The following is a 19,271-nucleotide window of genomic DNA, read 5'->3' on the forward strand; positions in this document are numbered from 1 at the left end:
CTGACCACCGGTTTTCCCGTCCCACGACCGTTCCGTCCCTGTGAAGGATGCACATGCGTCCGACGTCCCGCCTCGTCGGCCGGGCGGCCGCCGACGAAGCCGCCGTACGGGGCCGCGGCGTACCCGCGACCTCGCTGCGGGCCGCGCTCGCCCTCGGCCTGCTGATCGGGTTCTATCTGCTGGCCGTGCTCATCCTCGTGGCGCTGGCGGTCCTGGACGTCGTCCTGGCCCGGGGCCCGGGCTTCACGGTCATGGCTCTGGAGGGCTACCTGGGCTCACTGGCGATCGCCTGGTGCGTGGTGCGCGTCGTGCTGCTCGGCCGTGACCGCGGGGATCGGCGCGACGGGCCTGCCGGTCTGCCGCTGACGCCGCGGGAGCAGCCGGAGCTGTGGCGGCGCGTGCATGACCTGGCCGAGCGGGTGGGCACTCGGCCGCCCGCGGAGATACGGGTGATCCCGGGGGCCGGTGCCATGGTTCAGGAGGACGCCCGGTGGCTCGGGCTGGTGGCGGGCGAACGCCGGCTCCTCCTCGGCGTGGCGCTGCTGATCGGCCTGTCGGAGGACGAGCTGGACGCCGTACTCGCGCACGAGCTGGGGCACTACGCGCACGACGACACCCGGCTGGGCGGTCTGCTGTGGGCACTGCGCAGCAGGTTGCTGAACACCGTGCGCACGTTGCGGCACCGGGCCGCCGTCGATGAGGCCGGGCAGAAGGCGACGTTCGCGGCACGGGCCGCCCGGCACCGGGCGGCCGGCGAGCCGCCACCGGTGAAGCGGGAACCCACACGGGGCCCGGACCACTATCTGGCCCTCGTCTTCTCCGCGTACGCCAGGCTGTGCCTGCGCCTGACCGAGGCCGTCAGCCGCCGGCAGGAGTACGCGGCCGATCTGGTGGCCGCCCGGATCGCCGGACGGGACACCACGGCCGCCGCACTGCGCCGCATCCCCGTGCTCGAAGCCGCCGACGACCTCTACGTGAACGGTTACGCCCTGCTGGGCTGGGAGGCCGGGCTGCTGCCGCCGGAGGGGCAGTTCTACGGTGGGCTCGCCCTCCTCATCGCGGACGGCACACGCCGTGCGGAACTGAGAACGCTGGCCGAGGGGCCGCTCCCGCAGGAGGTGTCCCAGGAGAGGTCTCCCTACGACACCCACCCGCCCACGGCCGACCGCATCGCGGCACTGGAGGCACTCCCCGACGACGGACGCACCCCGGCGTTCGTACGCCGCCCCGCTACCGCACTGCTCCGGGCGCCCGACAGCCTCCTCGCCGAGCTGGAGCGGGTCGTACTGAGCCCACAGGCGCTGGCCCGGCAGCGGGTGCCCTGGGCCGAACTGCCCTCGCAGACCCGGCGTGCGGGCTGGGCGCGCGGAGCAGAGCCGTTGCTGGGGGCCATGGCCCAGGTGTCCGGTGCGAGGGGCGTCGCCCCACCCGGAGTCCCACCCCTCGCACACCTCCTGGCCCTGCTCGACCACGGCCTGCTGTACGACATCGCCGACCGGCTGCCCAAGTCGGAGGAGGCGGGCCGCAGCAGTGGACGTGCGGCGCGCGAGTTCGCCCGGACGGCTTTGCGCTCGGCCCTGCGGCAACTGGCCCTGCTCACCGCGCTGGACGCGGGGCTGTGCCGGTGGGAGCTGTGCTGGGCGGGCCCCCCTGCGCGCCAGGTGGCACCCGATGGGTTCGCCGAGGCACTGGAGGAGGCGCTGGACCACGCGGTCGCCGATCCACCCCGCACCGGGCCACTGCGCGCTCTGCTGTTCGGCGGCGCAGGTTCCCCGTTCGACGGCATGGCACCCCCGCCCCCCACATCGGCCTGGCCCCCGCCCCACGCCCCGTCCTGACAGCCTTCGCTGCCCTGTTCCGACAGCCTCAACGGTCGCCTCCCCATGCGGCCCCGACCTGAAAAGACCCGGTATGAACATCCTGATCGACATAGCCGGCGCCGGCGCCCTCGTCTACGCGGCCGTCACCATCCCCCGCAACGCCCGCAAGGCGCGCGCCGCTCGGGCCGAGGCGAAGGCCAAGGCGCCGGTCAACATCGATCCCGCCAAGTACGGGCTGGTGCCCGCCGCGCAGCTCGACACCCGGTTCGCGGGTCCCGATCCGGAGGCGGACGCGGTCGCGGCAGCCGCTCTCGCCGGTGACTGGCGGCAGGCCGCCGGGTACCTGGCCGGGGCGGGCCGCGACTGGGACCTGCGGTGGTACCGGCTGGGCATCCTCACGCACGCCGCCGCCGAGGACGACTCCTGGCTCAGGGCGTGGAGAACCGAGTACCCCGACGATCCGTCCGCCGCGCTCGTGCACGCCGACGCGCTCGTCTCCCTCGCGGGCAAGGTCCGCGGTGCGAAGCAGGCGAAGCACACCACGGCCGAGCAGTTCGAGGGCTTCCACCGGCTGCTGGCCGAGGCGCTGCCCGCCTGCCGGGAGGCCGCCCGGATGGCGCCCGAGGACCCGTGCCCCTGGATCGCGCAGATCACCATCGCCCTGGGGCTCGGCTGGCCGCACGACGACTTCCGTGCGCTGTGGGCGGAGATCACCGCACGCGACCCGCACCACTTCGGCGCGCATGTCAGCGCCTTGCAGTACTGGTGCGCCAAGTGGCGCGGTTCCCACGAGCTGATGTACGCGTTCGCCGAGCAGGCCGCGGCCTCCGCTCCGCAGGGCAGCCTGTTGCCCGTGATCTACCTGTACGCGCTGATGGAGCACGCGTTCCGGGACCCCAAGGCGCCCGTGTACAACCAGCCGTTCGTGCAGCCGGCCCTGGACGCCACCCTGGACGCCGTGGACCGGACGCCGGCCGGGCACCACCGGCTGCCGCTGGTCCGGCACCTGCTGGCGGACACCCTGTTCCAGACGAAGCGGTACGCGGACGCCGTCGAGCAGTTCCGCGCGGTCGGCGGATACGTCGGCAGCGTGCCGTGGACGTACTCCGGCAACCCGGTCAAGGCCTTCGTCTTCGCCCGTACCAACACCTTCGTCTCCTGGGAGAAGGCGGGCCGCCCCGCCCCCGCGCCACGCGGCCACGTCACCGGGAGCTGACGAACACCGGAGGCGGGGCGTACAGGCGGTTCCGCATCCACACGTTGGGCTCGACGCAGACGGCGTATCCGCGTTCCGGTTGGCAGCGGACCGGGACCAGCGCGCCGGGCATTTCGACGTCCGCCGCGGTGTCGAACGGCAGCCCGGTCCAGCGGCGCCACTCCTCCAGCGAGCCGCGCACGGTCATGGAGGCCGGCGCGACGGAGTCGATGGTGGCTCCGGCGCGTGCGCGGACGCGCAGCCATGGGTCCTCGAGCAGGCCGTCGGGGCGGACAAGGTGGACGTACTCGGTGATCGGGGTGTGCGGTTCCTGGTGCTTGGCGCTGGGTCGGACGGGGGCGACGACCTCGCGGAAGCCGCGGGCGCGGGCACGGTCCCGCATCGCCGAAAGCATGACGGCGGACAGGCCGTGGCCCTCGGCCTGCGGGGCGATGGTGACGGAGACGGCGCTCACCGTGTCCGGGCGGGTGCCGCGGCGCAGGTCGGCGAAGGCCCGGAGCAGGACCTGGTCCCAGCCGCGCGCAGGCAGGGTGCGCCGGCCGTCGACGGCGAGGGCGACAAGTGGCCCTCACGCGCACCACGGCTCCCTCGGCCGACGGCTGAAGCCGGCCGCGTCCGTCTCGGTCAGCCGCCGCACTGCCTCAGCATCATCCGCTTGTCCGCGACCGTCACCGGAAGGTCGTACTTCAGCGACACCTGGGCGAAGCGCACCACGTAGGAGCAGCGGATCTGTTTGTTCGGGGGCAGCCACGCCGCGGGCCCCGAGTCGCTCTTGGCGCCGTTGGTGGGACCGTCCACGGGAATCAGGTTGAGCGGATCGTTGGCGATGTCCTCCCGCTTGCCCTTGGTCCAGCGGGACGCACCCATCTGCCAGTCGTACGACAGCGGCATGACGTGGTCTATCTGCACCGTCGTGGCGTGGGACTTGACCCACTCGATGGTGTGACCGGTGTAAGGATCGTGCAGCGTCATGGAGGTGACGACGCAGTCGGAGCCGGCCCGGAAGCGGACACTCTCGCCATCGCGTTTCAAGAGATCGTTTCGCGAGTCGCAGCCGTTGTGAGCAAAGGGGAGGCCGCCTGGAGCCGAGTCCATCCAGGCGTAGCCGAACTTGTCCCTCGCGTACCCCGTCTTCGGTCCGCGTCCCTTCGTCGCCACTTTTTCGATCAACGACCGCGCCTTCGCCATGTCCGCGGTGGACGTGATCGCCGCCAGCCCCGGCCGCGTTCCGTCCGGATTGTCCAGCGGGTTCACGGCCCGGCCGTTGCCGGCGGTCGAGACGGCAGAAGCGGAGGTTCCGCTGTCCGCAGGTGGAGCAACGCCCTTGCAGCCGGAGATCAGGATTCCGGTGGCCACCACTGCGGCGGATGCCAGAACAACGCGCCGACTCCCGACACTGCGCCTCATGTGCCTCTCAGTACGCATAGCGCACTGCCCCCTGAATGAGCTCGGAGTAACCGGTCTTCGGCGCCCTGACCTTGACGGTCAGTGAGTCGACGGACTTGCAGCCGGTCACCAGCACGGCCAGGGCGATGACCGCCCGACCCCTCAGACGCGCCACGATGCGTCCCCCCTCACTCGCCCGGGTCCGCCCGTCGGACACGGGCGGAATCGTTCCGTCCCTTACGGTAGCTGGCCTGCGACCGACGTCAGATAAGGACTAAGGGGGCATTCCGAGCTGATCCGCCGGTGAGTTGGGGCAGAGGGCGCCCACCAGGGGAGTACGGCGAGCGCGCGAGCGCGCCCGCTCACCTCGTGCTTCCGTGGAGCCTGGCCCGGCGCGGCCCATCGCCCCCGCCTACGAGCTCCACGCCGGCTACGACCCCAGGATCGAGGCCAGGAACTCGCCTACCCAGCCCAGCAGTTCGCGGCCGACCAGCGGCTTGCCGCCGACCTTCGCGGTCTTCGGGCGCGGGACCAGCACCTGGTGGACGGTCGGCTTGATGACCGTGCCCGGATAGAGGCGCTTGACCCGCAGTTCCTGCGACTCGCGCAGCTCCACCGGTGCGAAGCGGATGTTGGTGCCCTGGAGCACGATCTCGCCGACGCCGCAGGCGCGCGCGAGCATGCGCAGCCCGGCCACCAGCAGCAGGTTCTCCACCGGTTCGGGCAGCTTGCCGTAGCGGTCGGTGAGTTCCTCGCGGACGGACTTGATGTCCTCCTCGCTGTTGGCGGAGGCGATGGCGCGGTAGGCCTGGAGGCGCAGGCGCTCGCCGGGCGCGTAGTCGTGCGGGACGTGCGCGTCGACGGGCAGCTCGATCTTGACCTCGAGCGGCAGCTCCTCCTCGATCTCGCCGGTCTCCAGCTGGCGCCGGTAGTCCGCGACCGCCTCGCCGACCATGCGGACGTACAGGTCGAAGCCGACGCCCGCGATATGGCCGGACTGCTCGCCGCCGAGCAGGTTGCCCGCGCCGCGGATCTCCAGGTCCTTCATCGCCACGTACATGCCCGCGCCCATCTCCGTGTGCTGGGCGATGGTCGCCAGGCGCTCGTGCGCGGTCTCCGTCAGCGGCTTCTCCGGCGGGTACAGGAAGTACGCGTAGCCGCGCTCCCTGCCTCGGCCGACGCGGCCGCGCAGCTGGTGCAGCTGGGACAGGCCGAAGGTGTCGCCGCGCTCCACGATGAGGGTGTTGGCGTTGGAGATGTCGATGCCGGACTCGACGATCGTGGTCGAGACGAGGACGTCGAACTTCTTCTCCCAGAAGTCGACGACGACCTGCTCCAGCGCCGACTCCGACATCTGGCCGTGGGCCGTCGCGATGCGTGCCTCGGGGACGATCTCGCGCAGCCTCGCCGCCGCGCGGTCGATGGACTCGACGCGGTTGTGGATGTAGAAGACCTGGCCCTCGCGCAGCAGTTCACGGCGGATGGCGGCGCCGATCTGCTTCTCCTCGTACGGCCCGACGAAGGTGAGCACCGGGTGCCGCTCCTCCGGGGGCGTGGTGATCGTGGACATCTCACGGATGCCGGTCACGGCCATTTCGAGGGTCCGGGGGATCGGGGTCGCGGACATCGTCAGCACGTCGACGTTCGCGCGGAGCTTCTTCAGCTGCTCCTTGTGCTCGACGCCGAAGCGCTGCTCCTCGTCGACGATGACCAGGCCCAGGTCCTTGAACCTGGTCTCGGAGGAGAACAGCCGGTGGGTGCCGATCACGACGTCCACCGCGCCGTCCTTCAGCCCCTCCAGGACGGCCTTGGCCTCGGTGTCGGTCTGGAAGCGGGACAGCGCCTTCACGGCCACCGGGAACTGCGCGTACCGCTCGGAGAACGTCCCGAAGTGCTGCTGCACCAGCAGGGTCGTCGGTACGAGGACGGCGACCTGCTTTCCGTCCTGTACGGCCTTGAAGGCGGCCCGCACCGCGATCTCGGTCTTGCCGTAGCCGACGTCGCCGCAGATCAGGCGGTCCATGGGGACGGACTTCTCCATGTCCTCCTTGACCTCGGCGATGGTGGTGAGCTGGTCCGGGGTCTCGGCGTAGGGGAAGGCGTCCTCCAGCTCGCGCTGCCAGGGCGTGTCGGTGCCGAAGGAGTGGCCGGGGGCGGCCATGCGCGCGCTGTACAGCTTGATCAGGTCGGCGGCGATCTCCTTGACCGCCTTCTTCGCGCGAGCCTTCGTCTTCGTCCAGTCGGCGCCGCCGAGCCGGTGCAGGGTGGGTGCCTCGCCGCCGACGTACTTGGTGATCTGTTCCAGCTGATCGGTGGGGATGTAGAGGCGGTCGCCGGGCTGGCCGCGCTTGGCGGGTGCGTACTCCACGACCAGGTACTCGCGGGTGGCGCCCTGCACGGTGCGCTGCACCATCTCGATGTAGCGGCCGACGCCGTGCTGTTCGTGGACGATGTAGTCGCCCGCCTCCAGGGTGAGCGGGTCGATGGTCTTGCGGCGGCGGGCCGGCATCCGGGCGCCCTCGCGGCCGGTCGCGCGCTGGCCGGACAGGTCGGTCTCGGTGAGCACGGCGAGCTTGAGCGCCGGGTCCACGAAGCCGTACTCGATCGAGCCGCAGGAGACGTGGACGACCGAGGGGCTCGGTTCGGTGAGGTCGGCGTCGAGGCGGGCGGCGATGCCCTCGCCGCCGAGGACCTCCGCGGTGCGGGCGGCCGGGCCGTGGCCCTCGGTGACGTACACCACGCGCCAGCCGTCGGCGAGCCAGCCCTTGGTGTCGGCGAGGGCCCGCGCGGTGTCACCGCGGTAGGTCTCGGCCGCGTGCATGCCGAGCTTGAGGGTGTCCGCGTCGAGTTCCTCGTCGGCCGCGAAGGGGGACACCGACCACCACATCATGTCCAGCTCGCGTGCGCGGTCGCGGACGTCGGCGATGGACCACAGGGAGGCGGCGCCGACGTCGATCGGGGCCTCGCCGCCGCCGGCGGTGGCCGCCCAGGAGGCCTGCAGGAACTCCTGGGAGGTGGCCACGAGGTCGGCGGCACGCGTGCGTACCCGCTCCGGGTCGCAGACCACGGCCATCGCACCCTTGGGGAGGACGTCGAGGAGCAGTTCCATGTCGTCGACCAGGACGGGGGCCAGCGACTCCATGCCCTCGACCGCGATGCCCTCGGCGATCTTGTTCAGCAGCTCGCCCAGCTCCGGGTGCTCCTCGGCGAGGGCACGCGCGCGTGCGCGGACGTCGTCGGTGAGCAGCAGCTCGCGGCACGGCGGGGCCCACAGGCCGTGCTCGGCGACTTCGAGGGAGCGCTGGTCGGCGACCTTGAAGTAGCGGATCTCCTCGACGTCGTCGCCCCAGAACTCGATGCGCAGGGGGTGTTCCTCGGTGGGCGGGAAGACGTCCAGGATGCCGCCGCGTACGGCGAACTCGCCGCGCTTCTCGACGAGCTCCACGCGCGCGTAGGCGGCGGCCGCGAGGGCTTCCACGACGTCGTTCAGATCGGCGGTCTGGCCGGTCCTCAGGGACACCGGCTCCAGGTCGCCGAGGCCCTTGACCTGCGGCTGCAGCACGGACCGCACGGGTGCGACGACGACGGAGACGGGGCCGGTCCCGGGGTCGTCCGCACTGGGGTGGGCCAGGCGCCGCAGGACGGCGAGGCGGCGGCCGACGGTGTCGCTGCGCGGGCTGAGCCGCTCGTGCGGGAGGGTCTCCCAGGAGGGGTACTCCACGACGCCCTCGGCGGGCAGCAGGGAGCGCAGGGCCGCCGCCAGGTCCTCTGCCTCGCGTCCGGTCGCGGTGACCGCGAGCACCGGCCGGCCGGCCTCGCGGGCGAGGGCGGCGACCGTGAAGGGGCGGGCCGCCGGGGGGCCGACGAGGTCGATGTGCATGCGGTTGCCGTCCGCGGCCGCCGTGATCGCTTCCGCGAGGGCGGGGTCCTTGACGACGGCGTCGAGCAGACCGTGCAGGCTCATGGAGGGGCTTTCCGTCCGGTGGTGGGCAACGCGAATAACCCGACGCGTGTGACGGCCGGGGGTGTCCAGCGTACGACTCCGTCGGGGTTGGCGCCGGGCCTGTGGACAACCCCTGTTTCCCGTGACGGCAAAAGAACCCGGTGCCGGGAAGCCTGTGCGGCTCCCCGGCACCGGGTCTTTCCCCCGCAACCCCCGTATGCGGTGGTCGTGGCGTCGGTCCAGCCTGCGCGGCTAGTCCGTCGCGATCGCGTTCAGCACATTCATCCGGCCCGCCCGGAACGCCGGGACCAGCGCGGCGAACAGGCCTACGAAGGCCGAGCCGATGAAGACCGTGATGATCGTCGGCCAGGGGATGTCGAGAACCTTCAGGCCCTGCAGCGCCAGGAGCTTCTGGGCGGTCGCGCCCCAGCCCATGCCCAGGCCGAGGCCGAGCAGGGCGCCGAAGACGGCGATCACCACGGACTCCAGGCGGATCATGCGGCGCAGCTGGCGGCGGGAGAGACCGATGGCCCGCATGAGGCCGATCTCCCGGGTCCGCTCGACCACCGACAGGGCCAGGGTGTTCACGACACCCAGGACGGCGACGATGATCGCGAGCGCGAGCAGGCCGTAGATCATGTTCAGCAGCTGGCCGATCTGGTCCTTCAGCGCCTTCTTGTAGTCGGTCTGGTCGCGCACGGTCAGCTCCGGATACCTGTGCAGCGCACTCTTCAGCGCCTTGTAGGCGGCGGCCTGCTGTCCGTCCTTGGCGGAGGCGAAGACCAGCTGGTCCAGCGGCATCCGGTCGGCGGGGATGTACTTGGCCATGGTGGCCAGGGAGGTGTACATCGCGCCCTTGTCGATGACGGTGTCGTCGCTGGTGATCGCGCGCACCGTCAGGTGGGCCGTGGAGCCGTCCTGGAAGGCCACGGAGATCCTGGAGCCGAGGTGGATGCCGTGGTCCTCGGCGAACTTCTGGTGGACCGACATCGAGTCGGGCCGGTAGGCGTCCTTGAGGTCACCGGCGACCGTCTTGGTGCGCAGGTCGGTCGCGTAGGTCGGGTCCGCACCCGTGATGGCGGTGTCCTTGAGGGTCCTGCCGTCCGGGGTGGTGAAGTCGGCCTGGGTCGGCCGGTACTCGGTGACCCGCGCGAGGCCCGGGGCGGACTTGACGGCCTGAACCTCCTGCGGCTTGATCAGCTGCTGGTTGTCGGGCGAGATGATGAAGTCCGTGCCGACGGTCTTGTCGAGCTGGTCGGTGGCCGAGGCCACCATGGAGGAGCCGACCACCGACAGGCAGGCCACCAGGGCCAGGCCGATCATCAGGGCCGCGCCGGTGGCGCCGGTGCGGCGCGGGTTGCGCAGCGCGTTGCGCTCGGCCATGCGGCCGACCGGGCCGAAGATCCGCAGCATGACCGCGCCGAGGACCCGGACCAGTCCGGCGGCCAGCAGCGGGCCGATGACGACGAAGCCGATCAGCGTGGCGACCACGCCCAGGCCCAGCCAGCCCGAGCCGGCCTTGGCCTTGTCGGCGGTGGCGGCGACGTACAGGCTCCAGCCGCCGGCGGCCGTGAGGAGCAGCCCGATCACGGCGCGGACGGTGCCGGCCTTGGCGTCGGCGGGGGCGCCGGCGTCGCGCAGGGCGGCCATCGGGGAGACCTTGCCGGCGCGCCGGGCGGGCAGGTAGGCGGCCAGGACGGTGACCACGACACCGAGGAGCAGGCCGACGGCGGGGGTCGTCCAGGCGACGGTCAGATCGTCGGTGGACAGATGCATGCCCATCTTGCCCATGAGCTTCATCAGGCCGACCGCGATGCCGACGCCCGCGCCGACGCCGAGCACGGAGCCGATCACGCCGAGCAGCAGCGCCTCGATCAGCACGGACCGGTTGACCTGCTTGCGGGAGGAGCCGATGGCGCGCATCAGGCCGATCTCGCGGGTGCGCTGGGCGACCAGCATGGAGAAGGTGTTGATGATCAGGAAGATGCCGACGAGGAAGGCGATCCCGGCGAAGCCGAGCATCGCGTACTTCATGACGTTCAGGAAGCTCTCGACGCTCTTCTGGTTGGCGTCGGCGACCTCCTTGGCGGTCTGCACCTTGTAGCCGTGGCCGAGGGCGGCCGTGACGTTCTTCTTCAGCTGGTCGTTCGTCACGCCCTGGGCGGCGGTGACGTTGATGTTGGTGTAGACGCCGGTCTTGCCGATCAGGGTCTGCTGGGCGGTCTTCGTGTCCAGGTAGAAGATCGCGGCGCCGGGGTTGGTGACCTTGAAGGCGGCGATGCCGGACACGCGCGCGTGGTGCGTGCCCACGACCGAGATCATCCCGATGTCGTCACCGAGCTTCAGGTGGTGCTTGGCGGCGGTGTCCTCGTCGACCATGACCTGGTCCGGGCCCTTGGGCGCCGTACCGGAGGTGATCTTCATGGTGCGGGCGTCGTTGCCGTTCCAGCTGCCGACGATGGTCGGGGCGCCGCTGCTGGGCGAGAGCTTGTCCTTCTTGGCGTCGATGACGGTCACCGAGGTGGAGAACACCGTGCCCTCGGCCTTCCGCACACCCTGGGCGCCGCGGACCTCGCCGACCACGGAAACCGGCATGACCGGCGGCTTGCCGGTGCGGGAGGTGGTCTCGCCGGTGTCGGAGGAGCCCTTCGCGCTGACCGTCACGTCCGAGGCCGTGGCCTGGAACAGCTTGTCGAAGGTGGTGTTCATCGTGTCGGTGAAGACAAGGGTGCCGCTGACGAAGGCCACCGACAGCAGGACCGCGATCGCGGAGAGCGCCATCCGGCCCTTGTGCGCGAAGAAGTTGCGCAGCGAGGTCTTCATGACGGTCATGAGGTACGCCCCCGGGCGTCGAAGTCCTTCATGCGGTCCAGGACCTGATCGGCCGTCGGCTGGTGCATCTCGTCGACGATCCGGCCGTCGGCGAGGTAGAGCACGCGGTCGGCATAGGAGGCGGCGACGGGGTCGTGGGTGACCATCACGATGGTCTGGCCGAGCTCGTCCACCGAGCGGCGCAGGAAGCCGAGGACCTCGGCGCCCGCGCGCGAGTCGAGGTTTCCGGTCGGCTCGTCGCCGAAGATGATCTCCGGGCGGGCGGCGAGGGCGCGGGCCACGGCGACGCGCTGCTGCTGACCGCCGGAGAGCTGGGCCGGCCGGTGCTTGAGGCGTCCGGCGAGGCCGACGGTCTCCACGACGCGGTCCAGCCAGGCCTTGTCCGGCTTGCGCCCCGCGATGTCCATGGGCAGCGTGATGTTCTCGATGGCGTTCAGCGTCGGCAGCAGGTTGAACGCCTGGAAGATGAAGCCGATCCGGTCCCGGCGCAGTTGGGTGAGCTTCTTGTCCTTCAGTCCGGTGATCTCGGTCTCGTCCAGGTAGATCTTGCCGCTGGTGACGGTGTCGAGCCCGGCGAGGCAGTGCATGAGCGTGGACTTGCCGGACCCCGAGGGGCCCATGATGGCGGTGAACTGGCCCCGCGCGATGTCCACGTCCACGTGGTCGAGGGCGACGACACGGGTCTCACCGGACCCGTACGCCTTCACGACCTGCCGCGCCCGCGCGGCAACGGCCGTACGCCCTCCAGTGCCCCCGTCCCTGGGAATGGTCACAGCCGATGTCACGGTATGTCTCCTGTATCGGTCGGCAAATCGGTGAGTGGTGCCCCGGCGTGCCAGGGCGTCGTCTCGGGTACGCCGTCGAGTCTCACGGCCGGCGGGGCCCTCCCGCGCTGGTGCGAAGCCCCCTCTTTCCCGGGGGAAAACCCCACCCCGCCGGTGCGGTCGGCCACCCCCGGCGGCGTAAAGCCAGGTTAAGGACCGGGCCCGGCCCCCCTCGTCCTCCGCCGGAACGAACCCTCCCCGAGCCGTAGTACGGAGGTACCCCTAGGGGTGGTCCACCCGTGGGCGGAGATCCCCTCGGGGTCGTCTCCACCCTTCGGTGCGGAAAGCCTCCACCCTCCCGTCGCGTCAGGGTCAAGTTCCGGCTGCCGTGGGAAGCTGTCGTACCGGAAATAGGTGCAATGGGCACGGGAGGGGATCCGGTGGGGGGCACGACACCCGCGATACGCGGCGGCAAGGTCCATACGGAGGGCACCCGGCGCCGAGGCGCCGTCGTCGCCGCGCTGATGCTGGCGATGGCGCTGGCCGCGCTGGACGCCACCATCGTCTCCACGGCCGTACCGCAGATCGTCGGCGACCTCGGCGGGTTCTCCGTCTTCTCCTGGCTCTTCTCCGGCTATCTGCTCGCCGTGACCGTCACGCTCCCCGTCTACGGCAAGCTGTCCGACACCTTCGGCCGCAAGCCGGTGCTGGTGACGGGCGCGGGCGTGTTCCTGCTGGGCTCGCTGCTGTGCGCGGGCGCCTGGAACATGGCGGCGCTGATCGCGTTCCGGATCGTGCAGGGGCTCGGCGGCGGGGCGTTGCAGGGCACCGTGCAGACGCTCGCGGCCGATCTGTATCCGCTGGCCGAGCGCCCGAAGATCCAGTCCAAGCTGTCCACGGTGTGGGCGGTGTCGGCGGTGGCCGGGCCGGGGCTCGGCGGGGTACTCGCCGCGTACGCCGACTGGCGCTGGATCTTCCTGATCAACCTGCCGATCGGCGCCGCCGCGCTGTGGCTGATCGTCCGTCATCTGCACGAGCCCGAACGCGAGAAGCCGGAAAACGGCGCGTACGCGCGCGTGGACTGGGCGGGTGCGCTCGCGGTGTTCGCGTGCGGCGGGGTGCTGCTGACCGCGCTGGTGCGGGGCGGGGTCGCCTGGCCGTGGCTGTCGGCGCCCTCGCTGACACTGTTCGGCACCGGTCTGGCGCTGGCCGGTGTGGTGGTCGCGGTGGAGCGGCGGGCGGCGCAACCGATCATCCCCGGGTGGGTGTGGCGGCGCCGGACGATCGCGGCCGTCAATCTGGCGCTCGGCGCGCTGGGCCTGCTGATGGTGGCGCCGAGCGTGTTCCTGCCGACGTACGCGCAGTCGGTGCTCGGACTCGCGCCCGTGGCCGCCGGTTTCGTGCTGTCGGTGTGGACGCTCAGCTGGCCGGTGTCGGCGGCGCTCAGCCAGCACGTCTACCGGCGCATCGGCTTCCGGGACACCGCGCTGCTCGGCATCGGGCTGGCCGCGCTGATCCTGTGCGCGTTCCCGTTCCTGCCCTACCCCGGCTCGTGGTGGCAGCCGACACTGCTGATGCTCCTGCTGGGCGCGGCGCTCGGGCTGTTCCAACTGCCGCTGATCGTCGGGGTGCAGTCGACGGTGGGCTGGTCGGAGCGGGGCACCACGACCGCGTCCGTGCTGTTCTGCCGGCAGACCGGACAGACCCTGGGCGCCTCGCTGTTCGGCGCCGTCGCCAACGGGGTGCTGGCCGCGCGGCTGGGCGGCGCGGGCGATCTGGACTCCGTCACGCGCGCGTTGGACGCCGGTACGGCCCCGGAGGCGACCCGGCACGCGATCGCCGACGCGGTGCACGCGGTGTACCTCGGTGCGGCGGCCGCGGCGGCCCTGGCCTTCCTGGTGCTGCTGCTGGTGGCACCGCGGCGGTTCCCGGTGCGCGAGGAGTGAGCGCACGAGAGGTCGGTTAACGCGGGTAACACCCCAGGTCGGCACGTGTTTTCGCGTAGTAAGCGCATACCGACCGGCCAGTTCGGTGAAAACGCCACGCGTCCCCGAAACCCGCGAGTAGCGTGCGTGGCTCCGCACGCCCCCCACCTCCCTGCGGTCCGCCGCCACGGACCCGAGCCGAGCAAGGAGCCCCGGGATGTCCTACGACCCGCCGCACCCGTCGTACAGCCCGCCCCGATCTCCGTACGCACCACCCCGATCTCCGTACGCCCCGCCCCAACGGTCGTACGACCTACCCCAACCGCCGTACGACCCGCCCCACCTCACCTACCCTTGGCAGCCCGCTCCCGCGCAGCCGCCGCTCCCGGACCGCCGGCCGCCCCGTGAACCCCTCGGGCACCACAGCGACCTGCGGGTGCTGCGCAGCGCCTACCGCTGGCAGCGGCGTACGGCCACGCTCACCGCGCTGGGCTACTTCACGCTGTTCCTGGTGCTGTCCGCGTCCGCGCCCGGCGTGATGACGCGCACGGTCGCCGACGGCATCCCCGCCGGTCTGCTGCTCGCCGTGATCCAGGTCCCGGTCACCTGGCTCGCGATCGCGCTGTACGAGCACACCGCGCGCCGGCACGTCGATCCGCTCGCGGACCGCATCCGCAAGCAGGCCGAACTGGACGCACGCCGAGGAGCGGCCCGATGACCGCCGCCGCCGGCACTCCGGCCGTGGGAGGCTTCACCGGTTTCAGCGGCACGGCCCAGTCCATGTCCCTGGTCGCCTTCTCCACCGTCGCCACGGTGACCCTGCTGCTGTGCGTGATGACCGGCCCCGACCGCGACGACCTCGACGAGTTCTACACCGGCTACGGCTCCCTGTCCCCGCTGCGCAACGGCCTCGCCATCGCGGGGGACTACATCTCCGCCGCCACCGTCCTCGGCACCGGCGGGGTGATCGCCCTGTGCGGCTACGACGGAGTCGCCCTCGCCCTGAGCACCGCGCTGTCGCTGATGCTGCTGATGTTCCTGCTGGCCGAACCGCTGCGCAACGCGGGCCGGTTCACCATGGGCGACGCGCTCGCCCGCCGGCTGCCGGGGCGCTGCGTGCGCATCACGGCCTGCGCGGTGACGATCGCCGCGCTGCTGCCGCTGATGCTGGTCCAACTCGCCGGAACCGGGCAGCTGATGGCGTTCATCCTGGGCTTCACCGACGAGTCGCTGAAGACCGCGTGCGTCGTCGGGCTGGGCGCCCTGATGATCGCCTATGCGGCGATCGGCGGCATGAAGGGCACCGCGCTCATCCAGATCCTGAAGATCGTGATGCTGGTCGGGTCGGGCGCCGTGGTCGCCGTGCTGATCCTGCGCCGCTTCGACTGGGATCCCGGCGCGCTGTTCACCGCGGCCTCGCGGCAGAGCGGCGCCGGGCCGGCTTTCCTGCGCTCCGGGCTGGAGTTCGGCACGTCGGGCAGGTCCCGCCTCGACATGATCGCCTCGGAGCTGACGGTGGTGCTCGGCGGCGGCGTCCTGCCGCACATCACCATGCGCATGTACACCGCCTCCAGCGCCCGCCAGGTGCGCCGCTCGATGTCCTGGGCGGTGTCGATCGTCGCGCTGTTCGTGCTGATCATCACCGTGGTCGGGTTCGGCGCCACGGCGCTGGTCGGCCGTGCCGTGATCGCCGGGGCCGATCCGCAGGGCAACACCGCGTATCTGCTGGGCTCGCGGGCGGTCTTCGGCGCGGACGTGTCCACGGCGGAGACCTTCCTGTTCACCATGGTGACGACGGCGATCTTCCTGACCCTGCTCGCCTCGGTCGCCGGAATGATCCTCGCCTGCGCCAACTCCCTCGCCCACGACGTGTTCGCGGCCCGCGTGCAGGAGATGCCGGCCCGGCGGGAGATGGCCCTCGCGCGCCTCTCAGCGCTCGCGACAGGCGTGCCGACGATCCTGCTCGCCACGATGGTGCAGCACCACAGCCTGCAGCCCCTGGTGACGCTCTCCTTCTGCCTGGGTGCCTCGGCCATCGCGCCGGCCCTGGTGTACGGGCTGTTCTGGCGCCGCTATACCCGCAGCGGGCTGCTGGCGACGCTGATCGGGGGCACGCTGACCGTGCTGCTGCTCATGCCGGGCACCAACCTGGTCTCCGGCTCACCCGTCTCGGCGTTCCCGCACGCCGACTTCAACTGGTTCCCGTTCACCACGACCGGCATCGTCTCCATCCCGGCCGGCTTCCTCTTCGGCTGGCTCGGCACCCTCGCCTCGGGCCGCGCCAAGGCGGAACAGCAGCGGCACCAGTACGAGGCAGTGGAGGGGTGGATTCTGGCGGGGGCGGTGCGGAAGGGGGGTTGAGCGGGGCGGGGCGGGGAGCGGCGCAGGGTGCCGGGGGCTCGCGGCTGGGGGGGCTATTCCAGGGCCGCTCTGCCGGTCAGTGAGATCAGGCTGCTGCGGACCTGGTCCATGTGGGCCCGTACGTCGTCCCAGGTCTCGCCGTGCTCGCGCAGCACCTGTTCCGTCTCCCGGGCGATGTGTTCCTCGCGCACGCGCGCGTCGGCGATGATCTCGACGGCACGCGCGCGTGCCTCCTCCTGGACGCGGCGCGCGTACTCCTCGGCCTCCCCGAGGGCACGCTCGGCGTCGGACAGCGCGGTCTCGGCCCGGCTCATCCGCTCGGCGTGCCGGGCGTCCAGCTCGGCCGCCCGCTCGGCCGCCTCGCGCTCGGCCTCGGCCCACCGCTCGGCGTGCTCCCGGGACTGCTCGGCGAGCATGCCGGTGGTGCGCTGCCGTACCTCGCGCAACGCGGCGAGCGCCTCCGAGCGCCCTTCCTTCACGTCGCGTCGTGCGCCGACGCGGAGGTCGTCGGCCTCGGCACGGGCGGCGAGGAGCCGCCGGCGGGCGCGTTCGTCGGCTTCCGCGCGGAGCGCGTCCGCCGCTTCCTGCGCCTCCCGGCGTACGCTCTCGGCGCGCGCTTCGGCCTGCGCGAGGTGCTGCTCCGCTTCACGCCGCGTGCGCTCGCGCAGGTCCGCCGCCGCCTCCAGCACGAGCTGGTACGCACGCCGTGCGCCCTCCCCGAGCGACTCGTACGTCTGCGGTGCGAGCTGGGCGACGACCTCGCGCATCCGCGCGGCCTCCGTCTCCATGTCCTTGGCGAGCACGGTCAGCCGCGCGGCCCGTTCCCACGCGGCGTCGCGGTCCTGCGACAGCTCCTCCAGGAAGGCGTCGACCTGCTCGGGGCGGTAGCCGCGCCCCCGGACCGTCACGAAGCCGTGCGGCGACATCGATGCGCTGCTCACCCTGGGAACCCCTCTCCACCGGACATACACGACAGGATGATTTCGCGCATATCTTGATGGATCGGGCGTAAGTGTTCATAACGCGACACTCCGCAGTCACATCACGCTCGAAACCCCGCACTTCGCGATCGGTGCGGCGGGCGGGGCCGGCTACAGCACGTCCTCCTCCAGGGTGACGATCACGCTGCGAACGGGCGCCAGCTGCGCCAGACGCGCCGCGTCCGCCGCCGTCGCGCGTCCCTCGGGCGAGGCGAACGCCGCGCGCAGCTCTTCCAGCGAGTCCCACTCCAGCGACGCGACCAGGTAGTACGGCGCACCCCCGCGCACCGCCGCCGTCTCCCGGCCGACCGTGTAACGGCGCAGACCGGGCAGCCGCCGGCCGAGCGGGATGTGCACCTCGCGGTAGTGCCGGTCGAACGCCTCGGGGTCGGCAGGGTTCTCGTACAGGGCGAGGAAACGGGCCGTCATCGTGCGGCCCTCCCATGGCGCGTGAGAACGGCGGCGCCCACCCGTTCGGCCGACAGGCACTCCAGCTCGGCCGGCTCACTCCCGGCCGAAAACAGCCGCCGGCCCTGCCCCAGCACGACCGGGAAGGTCAGCAGCCGGTACTCGTCGACCAGGTCCTTCTCCCGCAACGCGGCCACGACCGCGAGACTGCCGGTGACGACCACGTCCCGCCGCTCGGCGCGCACGGCGTCCGCGAGGTCCCCTTTCAGCAGGCGGGAGTTGGTCCATGCGGACACGTCCGGGGTGCCACGGGAGGCCACCAGCTTCGGTACGGCGTTCATCCGCGCGGCGAACGGGGTGTCCCGGCCCGGCCACAGCCGCGCGAACAGCTCCCAGGTGGTACGGCCCAGCAGCAGCACCCCTTCGTCCAGCACACGGCCGAGCCGGAACTTGTCCCCGGCGACCGCCTCCGGGCCGTGCCGGAAGGCCCAGCCGCCGTACGGCGTACCCGCGGACCCGTCCGGGTCGGACACGATCCCGTCCAGGCTGATGAACTCGATGACGACGACACTCATGACGACGGTCCCTTCGCTGGGTTGCTCACCGGTACCTACCGGCGGCAGCGACCCGACTCATCGCCCGCACCGGAAAATCGCGTCGGGATCGCCGTCGCAGGCCGTGTCATCTCACGGGGCGACGGACGCAGGGGGCGCGAACGCGGCCAGGACGCGCGGATCGGCGAACACCACGTTCCGAGCGACCCGGCCGCCGACGACCGTCAGGACCTGCACGGTGTGCAGCGCATGGCCACCGCCGGGCTCCGGCGCGTACGCCGCGAGCGCCGGCTGCCCGTTGGCCGCCACCCGCTCCACCCGCCAGCCCGTGCCGCGCAGCGCGAACACCCGCTCCATGAACAGGCCGTAGTCCCGCCTGCCCCGGTACCACAGCGGCACCGGCGGCATCTCCAGGACCGCGTCCTCGGTGAGCAGCCGCACCAGCGCCGGCACGTCGGCCGCCTCGAAGGCGCGCATGTAGCGCAGCACCACCGCCCGCACCTCGGGATCCTCCGGCTCACCGACCCCGTCGATCGCGACGCCCGCACCCCCGCGCGCGAGGGCGGCGCGCGCCCGCTGCAACGCGCTGTTGACCGCGGTCACCGACGTCTCCAGCTGCTCGGCGACCTCGGCGGCGGAGAACTCCAGCACCTCGCGCAGCACCAGCACGGCCCGCTGCCGCGCCGGCAGCAGCTGCAGCGCCGCCACCAGCGCCAGCCGCAGATCCGCACGCGCCTCCACGTCGAACCGCGCCTCGGGGAACGGCTCCAGCCACGGCACGTCCGGCGCGGGCGTCAGCGGCGCGCCGGGATCCCCGGACGGCGCTCCCAGCCCGGACGGCAGGGGGCGGCGCGAACGGCTCTCCAGAGCGCTCAGACAGGCGTTGGTCGCGATGCGGTACAGCCAGGTCCGCACGGACGCGCGCGTGGCGTCGTAGCGGTCCCGTGCCTTCCAGGCCCGCAGCATCGTCTCCTGCGTCAGGTCCTCGGCCTCGTGGAACGAGCCCAGCATGCGGTAGCAGTACGCCACCAGCTCGCCCCGGTACGGCTCGAAGTCCACCGGCCCATCATGCCCTTCACGCG

The 19,271-nt window shown here is 71.8% G+C and carries 14 protein-coding genes and 1 pseudogene; 5 read left to right on the plus strand and 10 right to left on the minus strand.

The genetic code is table 11. The features are described from left to right. Positions 1–53 precede the first annotated feature (53 nt). Positions 54–1,838: a M48 family metallopeptidase gene (locus ACZ418_RS12525; protein WP_468361192.1), complete on the plus strand. Its 1,785-nt coding sequence runs from the start codon at positions 54–56 to the stop codon at positions 1,836–1,838. A 73-nt stretch (positions 1,839–1,911) separates the two neighbouring features. Beyond that, on the plus strand, positions 1,912–3,036 hold the full coding sequence (locus ACZ418_RS12530) for a hypothetical protein (RefSeq protein ID WP_468361195.1): 1,125 nt from the start codon (positions 1,912–1,914) through the stop codon (positions 3,034–3,036). On the opposite strand, the pseudogene ACZ418_RS12535 reads toward ACZ418_RS12530, so the two are convergent. The 6 genes and pseudogenes from ACZ418_RS12535 to ACZ418_RS12560 form a co-directional block, all read right to left on the minus strand. Beyond that, a pseudogene (locus ACZ418_RS12535) lies at positions 3,023–3,592 on the minus strand (N-acetyltransferase); the annotation flags it as partial. The gene ACZ418_RS12530 and the pseudogene ACZ418_RS12535 sit on opposite strands and share 14 nt — an antisense overlap. A 68-nt stretch (positions 3,593–3,660) precedes the next feature. After that, positions 3,661–4,443 carry an HNH endonuclease family protein gene (locus tag ACZ418_RS12540; RefSeq protein WP_468361198.1) on the minus strand — a complete coding sequence of 261 codons (783 nt, stop codon included), beginning with the start codon at positions 4,441–4,443 and terminating at the stop codon, positions 3,661–3,663. Between the two features lie 7 nt (positions 4,444–4,450). Next, entirely contained in the window at positions 4,451–4,597 is a 147-nt protein-coding gene (locus ACZ418_RS12545) for a hypothetical protein (protein WP_468361201.1), read from the minus strand. A gap of 255 nt (positions 4,598–4,852) precedes the next feature. Further along, positions 4,853–8,386 carry a transcription-repair coupling factor gene (mfd, locus tag ACZ418_RS12550; RefSeq protein WP_468361204.1) on the minus strand — a complete coding sequence of 1,178 codons (3,534 nt, stop codon included), beginning with the start codon at positions 8,384–8,386 and terminating at the stop codon, positions 4,853–4,855. Between the two features lie 231 nt (positions 8,387–8,617). Continuing rightward, positions 8,618–11,197 carry an ABC transporter permease gene (locus tag ACZ418_RS12555; RefSeq protein ID WP_468361207.1) on the minus strand — a complete coding sequence of 860 codons (2,580 nt, stop codon included), beginning with the start codon at positions 11,195–11,197 and terminating at the stop codon, positions 8,618–8,620. Next, complete coding sequence (locus tag ACZ418_RS12560; RefSeq protein ID WP_468361210.1) at positions 11,194–11,982, minus strand: ABC transporter ATP-binding protein; 789 nt, start codon at positions 11,980–11,982, stop codon at positions 11,194–11,196. The genes ACZ418_RS12555 and ACZ418_RS12560 overlap by 4 nt, the downstream gene beginning before the upstream one ends. Positions 11,983–12,401: 419 nt before the next feature. Between ACZ418_RS12560 and ACZ418_RS12565 the strand changes: the two genes are divergently transcribed. From ACZ418_RS12565 to ACZ418_RS12575, 3 genes are all read left to right on the plus strand, one after another. After that, positions 12,402–13,907: an MFS transporter gene (locus tag ACZ418_RS12565; RefSeq protein ID WP_468361213.1), complete on the plus strand. Its 1,506-nt coding sequence runs from the start codon at positions 12,402–12,404 to the stop codon at positions 13,905–13,907. 196 nt (positions 13,908–14,103) lie between these two features. Next, entirely contained in the window at positions 14,104–14,604 is a 501-nt protein-coding gene (locus ACZ418_RS12570; protein WP_468361216.1) for a DUF485 domain-containing protein, read from the plus strand. Continuing rightward, entirely contained in the window at positions 14,601–16,247 is a 1,647-nt protein-coding gene (locus tag ACZ418_RS12575; RefSeq protein ID WP_468361219.1) for a sodium/solute symporter, read from the plus strand. The genes ACZ418_RS12570 and ACZ418_RS12575 overlap by 4 nt, the downstream gene beginning before the upstream one ends. 53 nt (positions 16,248–16,300) lie before the next feature. Here ACZ418_RS12575 and ACZ418_RS12580 read toward each other — a convergent pair whose 3' ends face one another. The 4 genes from ACZ418_RS12580 to ACZ418_RS12595 all read right to left on the minus strand — a co-directional run bounded on the left by ACZ418_RS12580 (position 16,301) and on the right by ACZ418_RS12595 (position 19,248). After that, positions 16,301–17,173: a DivIVA domain-containing protein gene (locus ACZ418_RS12580; protein ID WP_468362313.1), complete on the minus strand. Its 873-nt coding sequence runs from the start codon at positions 17,171–17,173 to the stop codon at positions 16,301–16,303. A 165-nt stretch (positions 17,174–17,338) separates the two neighbouring features. Then, positions 17,339–17,656 carry an EthD family reductase gene (locus ACZ418_RS12585; protein ID WP_468361222.1) on the minus strand — a complete coding sequence of 106 codons (318 nt, stop codon included), beginning with the start codon at positions 17,654–17,656 and terminating at the stop codon, positions 17,339–17,341. Continuing rightward, on the minus strand, positions 17,653–18,210 hold the full coding sequence (locus ACZ418_RS12590; protein ID WP_468361225.1) for a dihydrofolate reductase family protein: 558 nt from the start codon (positions 18,208–18,210) through the stop codon (positions 17,653–17,655). Before ACZ418_RS12590 ends, ACZ418_RS12585 begins: the two co-directional genes overlap by 4 nt. Positions 18,211–18,321: 111 nt before the next feature. Next, entirely contained in the window at positions 18,322–19,248 is a 927-nt protein-coding gene (locus ACZ418_RS12595; RefSeq protein ID WP_468361228.1) for an RNA polymerase subunit sigma-70, read from the minus strand. Between the last annotated feature and the right edge of the window lie 23 nt (positions 19,249–19,271).

The sequence above is a fragment of the Streptomyces sp. NPDC030820 genome (genome assembly GCF_055572075.1).